This window comes from Ferroplasma acidarmanus Fer1, assembly GCF_000152265.2.
Taxonomy (GTDB): domain Archaea; phylum Thermoplasmatota; class Thermoplasmata; order Thermoplasmatales; family Thermoplasmataceae; genus Ferroplasma; species Ferroplasma acidiphilum.
In genome coordinates this window covers 623839-638567 of sequence record NC_021592.1, presented here as the reverse complement: position 1 = coordinate 638567, position 14729 = coordinate 623839, and the positions used below count along the sequence as shown (strand labels likewise).

Annotated in this window: 16 protein-coding genes and 2 tRNA genes; 12 read left to right on the top strand and 6 right to left on the bottom strand. The window is 39.0% G+C overall.

The window, feature by feature from the left end; translation table 11 throughout:
- The first annotated feature begins 122 nt into the window (after nucleotides 1-122).
- The 4 genes from albA (at nucleotide 123) to FACI_RS03060 (ending at nucleotide 2826) form a co-directional block, all read left to right on the top strand.
- On the top strand, nucleotides 123-395 hold the full coding sequence (gene albA / locus FACI_RS03075; RefSeq protein WP_009886655.1) for a DNA-binding protein Alba: 273 nt from the start codon (nucleotides 123-125) through the stop codon (nucleotides 393-395).
- Between the two features lie 82 nt (nucleotides 396-477).
- Nucleotides 478-1470, top strand: a complete 993-nt coding sequence (locus tag FACI_RS03070; RefSeq protein WP_009886654.1) for a polyprenyl synthetase family protein — start codon at nucleotides 478-480, stop codon at nucleotides 1468-1470.
- Nucleotides 1471-2631 (top strand): ArsA family ATPase, encoded by a 1161-nt coding sequence (locus FACI_RS03065; RefSeq protein ID WP_009886653.1) that lies wholly within the window; start codon nucleotides 1471-1473, stop codon nucleotides 2629-2631.
- Nucleotides 2632-2640: 9 nt separating this feature from the next.
- Nucleotides 2641-2826 (top strand): hypothetical protein, encoded by a 186-nt coding sequence (locus FACI_RS03060; RefSeq protein ID WP_009886652.1) that lies wholly within the window; start codon nucleotides 2641-2643, stop codon nucleotides 2824-2826.
- 1 nt (nucleotide 2827) lies between these two features.
- On the opposite strand, the gene twy1 is transcribed toward FACI_RS03060, so the two are convergent.
- Nucleotides 2828-3805, bottom strand: a complete 978-nt coding sequence (gene twy1 / locus FACI_RS03055) for a 4-demethylwyosine synthase TYW1 (RefSeq protein ID WP_009886651.1) — start codon at nucleotides 3803-3805, stop codon at nucleotides 2828-2830.
- 131 nt (nucleotides 3806-3936) lie between these two features.
- Between twy1 and FACI_RS03050 the strand changes: the two genes are divergently transcribed.
- Entirely contained in the window at nucleotides 3937-4704 is a 768-nt protein-coding gene (locus FACI_RS03050; protein WP_009886650.1) for an SDR family oxidoreductase, read from the top strand.
- Here the strand turns inward: FACI_RS03050 and FACI_RS03045 are convergent, their stop codons facing one another.
- From FACI_RS03045 to FACI_RS03030, 4 genes are all read right to left on the bottom strand, one after another.
- Nucleotides 4705-5604 (bottom strand): inorganic phosphate transporter, encoded by a 900-nt coding sequence (locus FACI_RS03045; RefSeq protein WP_009886649.1) that lies wholly within the window; start codon nucleotides 5602-5604, stop codon nucleotides 4705-4707.
- Complete coding sequence (locus tag FACI_RS03040; protein ID WP_009886648.1) at nucleotides 5601-6281, bottom strand: DUF47 family protein; 681 nt, start codon at nucleotides 6279-6281, stop codon at nucleotides 5601-5603. Before FACI_RS03040 ends, FACI_RS03045 begins: the two co-directional genes overlap by 4 nt.
- Nucleotides 6282-6319: 38 nt before the next feature.
- Nucleotides 6320-7996: a B12-binding domain-containing radical SAM protein gene (locus FACI_RS03035; RefSeq protein ID WP_019841448.1), complete on the bottom strand. Its 1677-nt coding sequence runs from the start codon at nucleotides 7994-7996 to the stop codon at nucleotides 6320-6322.
- Nucleotides 7997-8115: 119 nt separating this feature from the next.
- A complete protein-coding gene (locus tag FACI_RS03030) occupies nucleotides 8116-8649 on the bottom strand; it encodes a GNAT family N-acetyltransferase (RefSeq protein WP_009886646.1) in 534 nt (177 codons plus the stop codon).
- A gap of 55 nt (nucleotides 8650-8704) precedes the next feature.
- Between FACI_RS03030 and rnhB the strand changes: the two genes are divergently transcribed.
- Together rnhB and FACI_RS03020 are read left to right on the top strand one after the other, a co-directional pair.
- Nucleotides 8705-9322: a ribonuclease HII gene (rnhB, locus tag FACI_RS03025; protein WP_009886645.1), complete on the top strand. Its 618-nt coding sequence runs from the start codon at nucleotides 8705-8707 to the stop codon at nucleotides 9320-9322.
- Between the two features lie 33 nt (nucleotides 9323-9355).
- The gene (locus FACI_RS03020) at nucleotides 9356-10018 is read left to right on the top strand and encodes a glycosyltransferase family 2 protein (protein ID WP_009886644.1); all 663 of its coding nucleotides are present in this window, start codon (nucleotides 9356-9358) and stop codon (nucleotides 10016-10018) included.
- Here the strand turns inward: FACI_RS03020 and FACI_RS03015 are convergent.
- On the bottom strand, nucleotides 10009-11274 hold the full coding sequence (locus FACI_RS03015; RefSeq protein WP_048074034.1) for an MFS transporter: 1266 nt from the start codon (nucleotides 11272-11274) through the stop codon (nucleotides 10009-10011). The genes FACI_RS03020 and FACI_RS03015 overlap by 10 nt on opposite strands.
- 184 nt (nucleotides 11275-11458) lie before the next feature.
- Here FACI_RS03015 and FACI_RS03010 point away from each other — a divergent pair, with 184 nt between their 5' ends.
- From FACI_RS03010 to FACI_RS02990, 5 genes are all read left to right on the top strand, one after another.
- Nucleotides 11459-13324, top strand: a complete 1866-nt coding sequence (locus FACI_RS03010; RefSeq protein ID WP_009886641.1) for a helicase C-terminal domain-containing protein — start codon at nucleotides 11459-11461, stop codon at nucleotides 13322-13324.
- A gap of 30 nt (nucleotides 13325-13354) precedes the next feature.
- Nucleotides 13355-13747: a hypothetical protein gene (locus FACI_RS03005; RefSeq protein ID WP_009886640.1), complete on the top strand. Its 393-nt coding sequence runs from the start codon at nucleotides 13355-13357 to the stop codon at nucleotides 13745-13747.
- Between the two features lie 122 nt (nucleotides 13748-13869).
- Nucleotides 13870-13942 (top strand) — tRNA-Asn (locus tag FACI_RS03000).
- 3 nt (nucleotides 13943-13945) lie between these two features.
- Nucleotides 13946-14019, top strand: a tRNA-Ile gene (locus tag FACI_RS02995).
- Nucleotides 14020-14249: 230 nt separating this feature from the next.
- Entirely contained in the window at nucleotides 14250-14726 is a 477-nt protein-coding gene (locus FACI_RS02990) for a single stranded DNA-binding domain-containing protein (RefSeq protein ID WP_009886638.1), read from the top strand.
- The last annotated feature ends 3 nt before the right edge of the window (nucleotides 14727-14729 follow it).

The window sequence follows — 14729 nt, the reverse complement described above, 5'->3', positions numbered from 1 at the left end:
TTTCATGCCAATTGCAAGGATAATCAGGACAATTGATGTTGTTTGCACAACAGGATATAATTGCCATAGTTTGTAACGATATTATTATATATTTATAATAAATCAACAATTGGGTAATTTACATGTCTGAAGAAAACATAATCTTTGTGGGGAAAAAACCAACTATGAACTATGTACTGGCTATAGTGACACAATTCAACAACTCTGATATGCCTAGAATTGTGATTAAAGCAAGGGGGAAAGCTATAAGCAAGGCAGTAGATATAGCCGAAATTACGAAACATAAATTTATACAGACTGCGAAATACGAGAGTATAAAGCTTGATACAGAAACCCTTGAGGGAGAAAACGGGCCATCTAATGTTTCATCAATTGAAATAATCCTGGCAAAATAAAGTTTTATACCTTCAATTTAGAAAAATTTCTACAAAACCTTAAATCATAATTTTCAATACATAAAATATCTCTGGTGTTTCAATGAAAAATTTCTATGAGTGGCAATATGGTTTACGGGACAAAATAAATGAGGTTAACTCAAGGCTTCTACAGGCTATTAAAACTGACCAACCATATCTTTTTGAAATGTCCAAGTATACCATAGACGCAGGTGGAAAACGTTTCAGGCCACTGCTTACCATATTATCCTATGAAATTTCATGCAACGAACCCTATGACAGTATACTTGACCTTGCTTCAGGCTATGAGCTTATACATACAGCAAGCCTCATACACGACGACATTATAGATAAATCGAAATACAGGAGAGGGCGCGAAACACTGGCATCCAGGTATGGCATAGACAATGCCATTGTGGTTGGCGATTACCTTTTTGCCAAGGCATATGAACTTGGGTCGAGATACGGAAAAGTTGTCTCAAAGGTTATGGCCGATGGTTCATCGCATCTTGCGGAAGGCCAGATAATTGAAGCATTGAATATTGGCAATCTGTCTCTGGATATAGAGACGTATAACAAAATTATAATGAACAAAACTGCTTATTTCTTTTCAGCATGTGCTGAAGGTGCCACAATAGCGGCTATGGCACCAGACAATGTAAGGGACAAGCTCAGCAAATTTGCTTACAATATGGGGATGGCCTTTCAGATAACAGATGATATACTTGATATTGTTGGAAATGAAAAGGAAATGGGGAAGCCTACAATGGTTGATCTTAACCATGATGTGATAACACTTCCCATAATACACGCATTATCTCATGTTACCGGTGAGAATAAGCGTACACTGGTTAACATACTAACAGGAAAATACACAGACAGTGATTATAAATCCAAGTTCCGTGATATACTTTTTAAATCCGGTTCTCTGGAGTACACATTTAAAATTGCAAAGGACTACATATTAAAATCCGTTGAAAACCTGAATGGCATCGGGAGATCGGATGACCTGGGCCTTCTAATGGATCTGGCGCTTATAGTAGTTGATAGAATTAATGAATCAGGAGTGATATGAATGGCAAGAGTATTATTATATACAGGCAAAGGAGGAGTTGGAAAAACAACTGTGGCGGCTTCCACCGCATCCATGCTGGCTAAGCAGAATAAGAAAACAATAGTGATGTCCACCGATCCTGCACATAGCCTCGGGGACTCCCTCCAGGCTGAAATTAAATCATCTCCGACAGAGATATCCAAAAATTTATTTGCCCAGGAAGTTAACATCAACGATGCGATACAATCCCACTGGAGTGATTTGCGTGAATATTTAACTGCCCTGTTCCAGTATCAGGGACTTGACCCCATATCTGCAGATGAAATAGCAATACTCCCTGGATTTGAGGAGGCCACATACCTGCTTTACATAAACGATTATATTAAAAATAACTCATATGATGTTATTGTGGTTGATAGCGCACCAACAGGCGAGGCGCTCAGGATGCTTTCGTTTCCAGAGGTAATGCGCTGGTACATGGAGAAAGTATTCCCCATTAGCAGGACTGCAGCAAAGATAGCAAGGCCATTGATGAGGCCATTTTCTGGCATACCCATGCCAAATGATAAGGTATTTAAAAGTGCGGAAACACTTTACGATGATCTTGGAGATATCCACACAATACTTGAGAACCCGGATATAACATCCATAAGGCTTGTAACAAACGCAGACCAGATGTCTTTTAATGAAACAAAGAGGGCATTTACCTATCTCCTTTTATATGGATATCCTGTGGATGCTGTGATAGCCAATAAAATATATACGGAAGACACCGGTGATTTTTTCCAGAAATGGAGGGAAACACAGTCAGGAATACTGGGCGATCTTGACGCTGCATTCCCGGAAATAAAAATATTGAAAAGCTATCTTCAGAATAATGAACTGGTAGGGCAGGAGAAGGCTTTAAAATTTGGCCAGGACCTGTATGGCGACCTTGATCCATATTCCGTTTTTTATAAGGGTAAACCATTGGAGTTCATCAGGAAAAATGGGAACAGTGTTGTAAAATTGAAATTGCCATTTGCAGATAAAAAAAATCTCAACCTCTACAACAAAACCGGGGAACTCATAGTGGAAGTAAACAACTGGAAACGGATACTGTACCTCCCCCAGACCATGGCCAACCTCCAGCCATCAGGAGCAGAATTGAAGGATGGTTACCTATATATAACATTAAGTTGATTACTATACATGGATCAAAAAACTATAATACAGATAAATATAGAGGTGCCACATATCGTGGGCACAGTAGTTAAAGAAAGCAAGAAATTTTTCGATGGAGGAATTGAACTTCTAAGGTTCGGGTCCAGAATAATAGGCAACAACCAGGAAACAAAAAAACCGGTTAAACAACTGAGCAAAATAGAGATAAAATAATTTAATTTTCTGTTATTTCAAGTTTATCAAGTGTTTTCCTTATTTCTCTGTCCACATCTATTTTTGCATCTTCAGGATGTTTTGCTATCATTGCAACGCGGCTTTCAAATCTATCCGCATATTCAGTATATCCAAGCCTTTTTGCAAGTGTTGACGAGAATTCCATAATTTCATCATGGGAAGGCATATTTTCAGCAGTAAGCCGGCCTTCGGACTGGCCTACATGCACATAACCCTTTGATTCGATAAAATCAGGGTCTGCCCTCCTGTCCATTTTCTCATATTCGTCATAGAATGGGAAATTAACATTTTTTACCATTGTATGCCTTATTACCGTCCTTGTATCCAGTGATGGCAGCAAATCAAGAGTTTTATTGAAGTTCTCCCAGGCATTTCCTATTGCGGGGTGAAGCACATCGTTAAATATCTCCTTTGTAGGCCCTGCTACCGTGATGTATAGCTGGGTAGGCAACGGGTTCAGTGTTTCAAGCACCTTAGGCATTGTTCCATTGCTTACAACAAATGTTGTAATTCCCCTCCTGGTAGCCGCTTCTATAAGTTCACCCAGCCTGGTATACAATGTGGGCTCGCCCGTCAATGATATTGCCATATGCCTTGGATGTGAAGCCTCTTCGAAAAGCTCCTTCTTTACTTTAGGATTGCCCTTGAAGCCGGAAATAAGCTTGAGATGCGCCTTTATGCTTTCTTCAAGTATAAATTCCGGATCATCTTCCTCATTTATATGCATTGAATCAAATCCCTGGAATCTCCAGCAAAAATCACAGTTTTCGGAGCACTGGTTCAACGCCGGTGTCATCTGTATGCACTGGTGTGATTTTATTCCGTAAAATGTATTTTTATAACATGGTGCTTTGCCCAGCAATTCGCTTTTCGTCCAGTGGCATACTTTCACTGCAGAATGGCTGCCCACAAGCCCATAATGCTGTTTTTTGTAGACTGCCTCATAGTTATTGATCATTAAAATCAAATTTAAAATAGATATATAAATTCTTTGAAGTTGAACTGGCGAAACATTGAAATTACTTTGCAGGGTTTTAAAATCTTTTCATTAAGAATAAGGCTTTTATAATCTGGAAATATATTATAAACATGGGAAAACTTGACAATAAAATAGTATTAATAACCGGGTCTTCCCGGGGATTGGGAAAGGCAATAGCCATGAAATTTGCCTCTGAAGGGGCAAGAATAGCAATCAATTATAACAGGGACCAGAAATCGGCTATGGAATTAAAAAACATGCTCGCTGGATCTGAAATTTTCCAGGCTGACGTATCTGACCATGCAGCAGTTCGCAACATGGTAAATGAAATACACAGGAAAATGGGAACAATAGACATTTTAGTTAATAATGCGGGAATTCTCAGCGCAATCACATGGGATGAGTTTGATGATGCCAGAGTGAAAAAAATATTTGACGTAAATCTTATGGGGCCAGTATACACAACCCGGGAATGCATTGAAGACCTGAAAAAACAGCATGGAATTATTATTAACCTGGCATCCAATGCAGGTGTTGGAACTGCTGCTAAGGGAACAACATTTTATTCCATGACAAAAGCCGCAATAACAATGCTCACTAAAAGACTTGCATTTGACCTGATGGACTGGCACGTGAGAGTCAATGCCATTGCCCCCGGCTGGATAGAGTCCGATATGACCATAGGAGGGAAAAGTGAGGAAGAGGTGAACAATCTCAGGCAATCATTCAAATCGAAAACGGAGCTTGGCATGACTGGAAAACCTGAAAATATTGCAGATGCCGCAATATTCCTCGCATCAAATGAATCGGAATATATGGATGGGCAGGTACTTGTGGTAGATGGTGGGAGAATAGACAATCTTACCCACAGCCTGTGATCAAACCAGATACCCCAGTATAAACCCTATGCTGGGCGATAGAATCCATGTTAAAATTATTATAAGGAATGGGCGCATGTAAATTGCTTTGTATTTATACGATATGCCCACCCCAAAAACACTTGATGTGAGTGTCTGGGTATTTGAAAGTGGCACTGCAAAAAACGTTGCAATTTCAACCAGCAGAGAGGATACCACAAGGGACACAAGCGCATTAGAATACCGCATTGAATACATTTCCTCACCAACCCTTTTAATTACGCCACTGCTAAGGAAAAAGGCTCCGGAAAATATTGCAACCGTCATTACTGTTATTGTAAGAAAATTAAAGCCTTCCACATTGGCTATAAACCCCAGTGTATTTGCGCCAAGGGTGAAAGCAGTGAGGAATGATGATATTACTATAAGGAATTTCAGCCACCTTGCGACGTTCCATACATTTTTAAAATTCCTGCGAAAAATTCCCTTCTCGGCAAAATATGAAACCACTATGGATATGACCGGTGCAATAACCCAGAACGCCACCATAAGAATTACAAATTTATAGTCTATTAAACGCCCTATGCGCACATCTATGCCCAGTGCTGTACCGGCCAGTGCCATTGTAAGCGACAGCGGTGCCCTTCCTATATTTGCAAACAGAAATATCAGGAATGAAACCAGGAAGGCATATGTTATATAAAAATATGAGTGTGGAATCAGCGAGAGTGCGGCTCCATGGAGAAATCTGCCTTCAAGCACAAGCCCAAGAAAAAATCCTCCTGCTCCAATTATTACACCGCCGTACCTACCAACAATACGTGACCCTACAAGGGTTCCCACTGCAGCGGAAAGGTTGTTTCCAGATACAAGAAGGGTTAGCAGGAACGTAAGGATAAGTGAAAATATAAATAAAATCAACTCGTCACCGCAAGCATTATAGTAAAAATTAAATCAGATATATCTTCACAATCATCCAGGAGGTCGTCAAGTTTGTGCGCCAGTGTATTTAGATGTTCAAATACAATATATGATATCTTTGTGGAATTTTTATATGTATAATCTATTATGTTGTCTTTTATTTCGTCTACCTGTTCTTCTATGGCTTCTATGCTTTTTCTGTCCCCCCTCATATTTGACAGGTCATTTTCATTAAGTATGCTATGTACAAATTCCAGTGATTCTTTGTTTGCTTCAAGAATTTTAATGAAACTGCCATATGCATATTCTTTTATAACGACTTCATCAGGCGTCATACTATAATTAATATTGAATCTGTTAATTTCCCTGCTTGTAAAGTAACATTTGTCCAGTATGTCATCACATTTCTCAATTAAATCCAGAAGATTGCCCATGAGGCTGGAACTTATGGCACCGCTTGTTACTTCGTGCCTGAAATTTATATCCATTTCATCCCCTTTTTTTTCTATTTGCCGTACTATTTCATTATATTTTTCAATGTCGGAAGGGGCATTTTTAAGCATGAATATGAGATTTGAAGAGGATTCAATTCCCATTAACGGGTATTGTGAAAGCCGTGATAGCAGGTTCTTTTCTCCTACTACTAAAATCCTTTTTAAAAAATTATAATTAACCATGGAAAGGTATAAAAAATTGGTATAAATACTTTAAAGGTTTAAGCTCTGGTAAGGGTGCTAAGTGATGAAATTTCTTTCTCGCTTTCAATTCCCCATTTCTTGACTTTGTCTATGTCCACGCCCTTTTTCTTTGCTATTTTTTCCACGACTTTAAGCATTACTTCGCCACCAACGCTCAGTATGGTTCCTGTGCCTGCCCTTGCAAATATGTTTCCATTGGCATCTCTGAAACCATCCCTTTTTGCCATCTTGGCTAGATGCCTGTATGATGCATAATAAACACCCATCTGCACAGGATTAAGCATGGAGTTAAGGCTTCTGGATTTTATTCTTCCAAGTGGCACATTTACCAGAGGCGTGACTGTAAATTCAAATGGCCTGCCATCAACATATGAATGGCTTAGCTGGTTAATCATGGCTATGGAATCCCAGTTGTCTTCATCTGTCTCTTCCTGCTGCCCTACCTGTATTGTAAATGCGGACCTCCAGTAATACTTTGTTTCATTGTATACGCCCTGCCATACTATATCTCTGAACGAGCCATCCGCGCCTATCCTCAATGGCATTGTCTTATTGGGCATATGCTTCATTGCAAGTGAGTCACTGCCAGTTTCTACTCCTGTCTGTATGCCGATCCAGTTGTCAGGCCCTGCCTTTAATATGGTACTGAGCTTCTGTATCAATTCAGGGAAAGCTGCAGGTATGGATATTCTCCCATGTGTTGGGTTTGAACCGGTTACACCCTTTATAGACATAACGGTTTTCATAAGATTTACCATTTCATCCTGATTTGGTGTGAACATTTTTTCATGTTTATATTCAAATATTTCATCGGAATGGAGCCATGCATGGTCGTTTCCACCCTTTACATTAACCTCTATTTCCTTTTTTATTCTATCCAGTGAATAATACCGTAATGGGCGCAATGTAACTTCACAGAAATCGCAGCCTACACCGCAGCCACGCATAACTTCAACCATTCCCTTTGACGCAGGGTTAACAATTTCAGGTATGTCCTCAAGTGCAGGGTATGCCCTTATTCCGGTTCCCCTTCCAACGAATAATTCATCATTTTTTACAACCCTTCTGAAATGGTCATCGTATGTCATGTATCCCCTGGTGAACATATTTTTATCTATGTCATCATGCTCTATTCCTCTGAATAGGTCAGAAATAATATCATCCATTTCTCCGGATACAACATAGTCAAAATGGTACTTGTCTATTTCATCTCTGAGGACAGTGAACTCCCATACTCCCGGCCCACCGATAACGAGCTTTGCTTTTTTGCCCTTTCTAACCTGGTTTATCCTTTCTATGAGTATATCCCATTCCCGTCTTACCCAGGAATCCAGATCGCCGCCGAAAAGGGCCGCGTATGACATTGTTGTCGGACCTATTCCAAGTGGGTCCATGGTAGAAACTCCTATTATTTCAGTGTCATCAGTGATAAAGTTTGAAAGATAGTCCATGTGTGCAACGGCTACATCCTTCCTTGGATTGTCTCTTAATAATCCTGCTTCAATTTTCCTTATGGCATATGGTGCGTACTTTGCCTCACCGTTAGGCAATGCCTCCGGCGCAGGCCCTCTTAAAAATCTATAGACCCTTCCGGGTACCTTGTCTCCCGGGGCGCATGGCAAAAAATCCAGCAACGGGAAATTTCTATAGTCATAACTCAAGGTAGAGTCCGAAATTAAAACGTATTTCGTCATATGAACAGACTTATAGAATTATTGTTAATAAATATTACCATGAATGTGATTTTCTATATAAATGAAGCTGCCAAAATGCTTTTGAAATTTATCTGTACATATCATGCAAAACACAGATATTAAAGGAGCTGTGAAAACATAAACGCTGAATAAAATCTGTTATCATACATGAAGCAATCCTTTGAAATTCCATCTATTGAAAATCCGTTTCTCGTCAGGACTATTATTGAACCTATATTATCTATAAGGGCACTGGTATAAAGGCTGTGCAACCTTAAAGTCCTGGCGGCAAAGTAGATTACCGCCTTCAGCGCCTCTGTTGCAATTCCCTTTCCCCTGTAATCTTTGCCAATCCAGTACCCTACATGCGATCGGGAATTATCATAATCAATGTCGGACAAACCAATTACCCCTGCAACGTTATTTTCATAAATAATATAAAAATCAATGGCAAATGATTCACCTTCGACTTCCCTGTTCTTATCAATAAACTCCATAGCATCTTCTTCTGTGTAGGGATAATGAAATCCATGTGACATGAGATTCAACCCAAGGCTACTGTCATTAGCACAGGATACAAATTCATTTATGCGTTCACGGGGAAATTTTGTTGTAATAACTATATTTCCGGACTTTATTGTGTAATCTGCCATCCTTACTATATAAACATTATAAATATATTTTTATTGAACCGGGCATTCTGCATGAATGGACGAATGCGGGATAGATGAAGCTGGCAGGGGGCCTCTTATAGGCCCTATGGTAATGGCTATTTTATGCGGAGATAGGGAATCACTTGAAATCATTGGTGTGGCCGATTCAAAGAAATTGTCACCAGGCAGGCGTGAAAGCCTGTTTGCCCGCTTGCAATCGTACAAATATAATTTTGTAATTATAAGCCCTTCCGAAATCGACAGATATGTGGAGCATCAAAAACTGAACGTGCTAGAGGAAACCTATGCCTCAAAACTGGCATCCTGGGCTCCTGCAAGCAGTACTGTATATGTTGATAGTTTCGACGTTAACGAGTTGAGGCTGCAGTCTCTCCTCATGGAAAATACAAAAAGGCAAATTGTATGCAGGCATAAGGCAGATGAAATATATCCCTGTGTTTCTGCAGCATCTATAATTGCAAAGGTAATAAGGGACCGTGAAATCGATAAGCTCCATAAGGACTATGGGGATTTTGGCTCAGGTTACCCTTCTGACCCGAGAACAATAAATTTTGTTAAAAATGCATTGAAAAATGGAATAAATATTGATAGTATAGTAAGGCACCAGTGGAAAACCTATAAAAGTATGTTAAATAAAAAATTAACATACTAAAATATAATAAATGTGTTATGTTATTCTGTAGAGATGAATGTAACTGCAATTATCCCCACTATCAATGAAGAAGAAACTATAGGCTCTGTAATAGACGGGCTCCTGAATTCAGTAGAGGGGATAGAAATCATCGTGGTTGACACAAATTCCACTGATAGGACAAAGGAAATAGCAACAGGCAGGGGCGCTACTGTAATAAACGAAAGCCGAAGCGGTTACGGCATGGCATATAAGACCGGATTACAGCATGCCAAAGGGGATATTATTGTGTGCATGGATGGGGACAACACCTACCCTACAGATATAGTCAGGCCTCTTCTGGATATTATCCGCATGGATGAGGTCAATTTTATATCATGTGACCGGATGACATTGAGAACACAGCATAACTATACCTCCCTGCATTATATTGGAAATAGTGTTTTGAACTTTACAATGAGGTTGCTTTTCAAAATTAACCTGAACGATTCCCAGAGTGGCATGTGGATTTTTTACAGGGATTTCTACGATAAAATGAAAAATCTCAGCAATGGGATGTCTTTTTCAGAGGATATTAAAATAGATGCAGTACGGCTTGGAAAATTAATAGAGATACCGATAAAATACGGGATAAGGATAAGCAAACCTAAGTTGAATACCTGGCGTGATGGGTTCAGGAACCTCTTCCATCTCTTTGTAAAACGTATTCAGGAATGAGATTTGATTATTTTTTTGGAATACTGGATATCAGGGGGTTTTGAGTAGAATATTATTAATAGACCGGATAAAACTATGATTGCAGAAAGTATAAAATCAAATGAATAACCTATATCATATGCTATAAATCCGGATAATCCTGCCCCTATTATCTGGCCTACGCCATTTAGCGAATTATAATAACCGATAACTTTCCCGCGTATCAGTGTAGTAGCCATATTTGAAATGCTTGTAATCTCGCTTATTCCTATAAAGCTCCATATTGCACCGAATACTCCATACATTACAATGAAAAGCAGGAGATATCCGACTGTGTCGAAAACAAAAAACGATACTACACCCATCACCAGGAACAACACCACCCTTATTGATGTGGAAATAGAGAGCATCCTGTTTGATCCTATATAATTTATATATCTGCCTGCAGGTATAAATGTTGCTGCTGAGAATAAGCTGTTAAGCAGGTACATAATGTATATGTCATTCTCACTGGCATTCATCCTGTCAATAACGAATACTGGATAGGGTATGAAAAACAGTTGAAAGCCCATCATTAATATCAGTGTCGTTATTAAATACAGTTTTAAATGGTCAGGTATCTTAATTTTGTTCTCCTTGCCCGGTATATGTACCAGATGGGTAGGAAAATATCTTACCCTCTCAATAGCATGCAGGGCAAACAGGTATCCTATTTTGCCCCTGCTTATTTCAGTTTTTGGCTCTTTAAGCACCAGTATTGAAATTATTCCAGCAACAAGGTAAAACCATGCTGCAACAATGTAAAGATAGGGAATTAGTTTGCGCCCCATGCCGCTAAAAAACGTGAGTATTAAAACGCCGATTCCCAATCCGAGTACAGTCCCTATTGCGCTGTAACTGTTAAATTTGCCCATAACATTTGACCATGATGACTTGTCCGAATTTTCCAGTATTAATAGTGTGGAAACAGGTACACTGGCCATCGCCACTATCTGGAAAAGTATCAGCATCGACATATATGTAGATACTGTATGGACAACCAGCACCAGCAAAAGTGATAAAAACGACCCGACGAAGCCTATTATAATAAATATTTTCCTCCTTTTTATCTTATCTGAAAGATTTCCCCACACAATAAGGGCCGGTACGGATGCAAGGGAAGAAATTGCAGAGACCAGCCCTACAAATTCAACATTGCTTTTAAGGTAAAATACAATAAACAGCGGAATAAGGGGTGTTGTTAAGCCCGCAGCAAGATTGGAAAATACATAACCTATAAACCATCTATTGTCCGTTAAATCACTTGAGCCACCTAATCAAAAAACTATATATTTATTTTCCTATTTAAATGATTTAGCCATATTTTGAAACACAATATATACGCACATTTCGGCTAGATATTTTAGCTGTAAACCTGATCAAGAATCAATACATAATTATACAAATTAACAATATAATAACATGGAAAAATTTACCCCCAGGGAATGGCAGGATGCCCTGATAAGCACCGTATCAAAAAACCTTGAGGAGAAAAACAAAATTGCCATAGAGGCACCTACCGGTTCCGGAAAGACCAGCTTCATACTATATCTGGCTTTTATTACAGGGAAGAAATTAATTTACCTTACCAGAACACATAATGAATTCACGAGGCTTTATGAGGATAACCAGAAATATTTCAACATACCCGCTTTATATTTATATGGAAAAAGCAAATTATGCCCGCTTAAAGAGAGGTGGTACGACTCAGAAGATGATGGGCAGAAAAATGTATGCAAAGGGTGCCCCTTGAAGGATAAAACCATAAAGCTTGATCTGAAAAATATAAGGAGCCCGGAGAGTTTTCTGGAAGACATAGAAGCTGATTCTACGGAACTTATCAGGCAGGATGTGGAATCAAAGGCCCTCGGAAGGGATACAAAGGGGAATCTTGTTACAATCAAGAAAGAAAATGTAAAATCCTATTGCCCATATTATTCTGTGCGGTCCAACATGGCAGATGCACAGATAATAGCCATGACATATAACTATCTGTTAAATCCATCAATACGGTTCAATGTTTTTCATGGCACCGAAGGGGAAGAGATGATTGACCTTAATGAATGCTATATAGTTTTTGATGAAGCACATAACCTGGATTCTGTAATAGAAAATTTTGGCCGGACGCTGCAGATAAAAACAGTAGAGAAGGCAATTGATATGCTTGTAAAGGATTTTCCAATTGAAACTTATAATTCATATGATAGGATTGAAGCAAATTTGATGCTTGAAAATCTTCTGTCCAACATGAGCTCAACAAGGGGAACCGATAGTCTCAAGCTATTCAAATTTTCTAATGATTTTGCATCAAGGATTGCAAACCTTGAATCACTCAGGACATTCAGTGATGAATTTGAAGAAAAAAACGAAAACAGGCCATTGAATAAGAGAAGCAGGAATTACCTGGAAAACGTTTACAATTTTCTCTATGATTACCAGAGGATGGAAAATGGTTCAGTGTACTCCACTATCAATAATCCGGAAAAAAAAGATTTAAAACTTAAATTGATGTATTATGATACATCCGGCTATCTTTCATTTTTACGGGATAACTCTGTTATTTTTATGTCCGGGACAATGCCATCTGTAGACCATATCTCAAAGGTATGGAATATGGAAAATGTCCTGTACCTGAAAGTTGACAGCATATTCAAAAACGCCGGCGGGCTAAAGCAATACCATATAGTTAACGGTTATACAACTCTGGGACGTTACCGCGAAAACCTGGATGATTGGGCTGAAATGCTCAGAAAATATATGCAGTTTGCCATTGATGTTTACTCAAAATCGGATAAAAGTGTACTTGTTGCTGTCCCCTCATATCGCATACTTTTTGGCGACACCTATACAAAAACACCAGGCATAGGCAATTACCTGCCAGAAAGTATGAGGGCAAACTGTGTATTCGAAAACAAGAAAATTTCTTATTCCTATATAGAAAAGAAAGCGAAGGAGAGAAAAATAATTATTTTTTCTGTACACGGTGGCAAACTTCTTGAGGGCATACAGCTGGTTAACCGGGGAAAAAGCCTGATTAGCGATGTAATCATTGCAGGGCTTCCCCTGATACCCCTTGATGATTACAGAAAGGATAAAATAAAATATCTTGAAAAAGTGCTGAAAAAAAATGCATACAATCTGCTCTATTATGAGTTTGCGCTTATCAAAGTAAAACAGGCAGCAGGCAGATCTACAAGGTCTCCAGAGGATACTTCCAGCATATGGCTCTGTGATGACAGGTTTGATGAGCCTTTCTGGCAATCCAATTTGCTTCCTAACACAAAATAAGTATTATAAACCATATTCATATTTAACCCCATGGCTGCAATTATAGAATCCACATTAAAAACTGAAAAGCTGGTAAAGCCGATAAATCCAGATTCGTCCAACTGGTATATTCCGGCCAGATCACTAAAATTTTCTTCGAAATTGGGAATTGCAAATGAAATCGATATGGAAGGGCGCATACTGAAGGTCACTGGCAAGGAAAAGTACCTTAACACCGATGACCTGGCAGATCTGGAAGGCACTCCTGTCAGGCTATATCTAAACCCCGGAGGCTGTGGCCCCAATGACGGGATATTCTTCTCAAGAAATGCTTATAAAACCCTTGATGCCCATTCCCTTATCCCTGAAAAATACACAATCAGGCTGGAAATATTCAGCATTGGCGAAAATGAAATAAAGGACGATATAGAAATAATACAGTAAAATATTGCTTTTAAAATGATAAAATATTTATCCGATTTTGTATTCCGTCATATACACTTATTGTTACTGCCTCAATATTTGAAAGCAAAATATTAAAAGCAAAAATGCAATAACCGTAGTAAGCCGCCATAGCTCAGTTGGTAGAGCACTCGGCTGTTAACCGAGCGGTCGTCGGTTCAAGCCCGACTGACGGCGTTTGGGGTTGTAGCTCAGCTAGGTAGAGCGCCTGGCTCATAACCAGGTGGTCGTCGGTTCAAACCCGGCCAGCCCCACTGAACATATTTTTATATTACACCATTTAATTTTCTGTGAATATGACTTTAGCAATTCTCTCTATATTTTGAAAATAAAAATACATCCGGGATTAAGGAAAATGTGAACCAACATGCAAGTCAATATTTGCAAGTTCTTTATTATTAATGGTAAATGTTTTCAAAATAGGCATGTTTATATATTCATTAAATATTATTGTACGTCCGAAAGGATTAAAGGAAGTAATAATATGGATGAAATAACCAAAATTAAGGATTTAACACCTTCATCAAGGCGTGTTAATGTTGTTGGGAAGGTTGTAGTACTAGGAGAGCCAAAAGAGATCAAAACCAGATTTGGAGAAGACAAATCAGTAAGTGAGGTTATAGTTGCTGATGATACAGGAAAAATAACACTCACACTGTGGGATGACCAGACCAAAGATATAAGGGATGGAGAAGTTCTTAAAATCGATAACGGATACATTTCCCTGTTGAGAGGCCACATGAGATTAAACGTAGGGAAATACGGAGCCATGGCAGAATCAGAAGAGGAAATAGAGCCGAACGAAGAACTTGATATGAGTGAGAAGGAATACGAATACCAGTACAATAATTACAACAACAGATACGGAAATCAGGGCAACCGTGGAAACGGAGGCCGTGGTGGATTCGGAAACAACAACAGAAGAAGTAATTATAACAGAAACGACGACAACGAAGAGTAAACA

What these genes read in the sequence shown, in the direction of transcription:
- FACI_RS03020 (WP_009886644.1), top strand. Translation starts at nt 9,356, where the DNA reads ATGAATGTAACTGCAATTATCCCCACTATCAATGAAGAAGAAACTATA.
- FACI_RS03005 (WP_009886640.1), top strand. Translation starts at nt 13,355, where the DNA reads ATGGCTGCAATTATAGAATCCACATTAAAAACTGAAAAGCTGGTAAAG.
- twy1 (WP_009886651.1), bottom strand. Translation starts at nt 3,805, where the DNA reads ATGATCAATAACTATGAGGCAGTCTACAAAAAACAGCATTATGGGCTT.
- rnhB (WP_009886645.1), top strand. Translation starts at nt 8,705, where the DNA reads ATGGACGAATGCGGGATAGATGAAGCTGGCAGGGGGCCTCTTATAGGC.
- FACI_RS03070 (WP_009886654.1), top strand. Translation starts at nt 478, where the DNA reads ATGAAAAATTTCTATGAGTGGCAATATGGTTTACGGGACAAAATAAAT.
- FACI_RS03030 (WP_009886646.1), bottom strand. Translation starts at nt 8,649, where the DNA reads ATGGCAGATTACACAATAAAGTCCGGAAATATAGTTATTACAACAAAA.
- FACI_RS02990 (WP_009886638.1), top strand. Translation starts at nt 14,250, where the DNA reads ATGGATGAAATAACCAAAATTAAGGATTTAACACCTTCATCAAGGCGT.
- FACI_RS03035 (WP_019841448.1), bottom strand. Translation starts at nt 7,996, where the DNA reads ATGACGAAATACGTTTTAATTTCGGACTCTACCTTGAGTTATGACTAT.
- FACI_RS03010 (WP_009886641.1), top strand. Translation starts at nt 11,459, where the DNA reads ATGGAAAAATTTACCCCCAGGGAATGGCAGGATGCCCTGATAAGCACC.
- albA (WP_009886655.1), top strand. Translation starts at nt 123, where the DNA reads ATGTCTGAAGAAAACATAATCTTTGTGGGGAAAAAACCAACTATGAAC.
- FACI_RS03050 (WP_009886650.1), top strand. Translation starts at nt 3,937, where the DNA reads ATGGGAAAACTTGACAATAAAATAGTATTAATAACCGGGTCTTCCCGG.
- FACI_RS03060 (WP_009886652.1), top strand. Translation starts at nt 2,641, where the DNA reads ATGGATCAAAAAACTATAATACAGATAAATATAGAGGTGCCACATATC.
- FACI_RS03065 (WP_009886653.1), top strand. Translation starts at nt 1,471, where the DNA reads ATGGCAAGAGTATTATTATATACAGGCAAAGGAGGAGTTGGAAAAACA.
- FACI_RS03040 (WP_009886648.1), bottom strand. Translation starts at nt 6,281, where the DNA reads ATGGTTAATTATAATTTTTTAAAAAGGATTTTAGTAGTAGGAGAAAAG.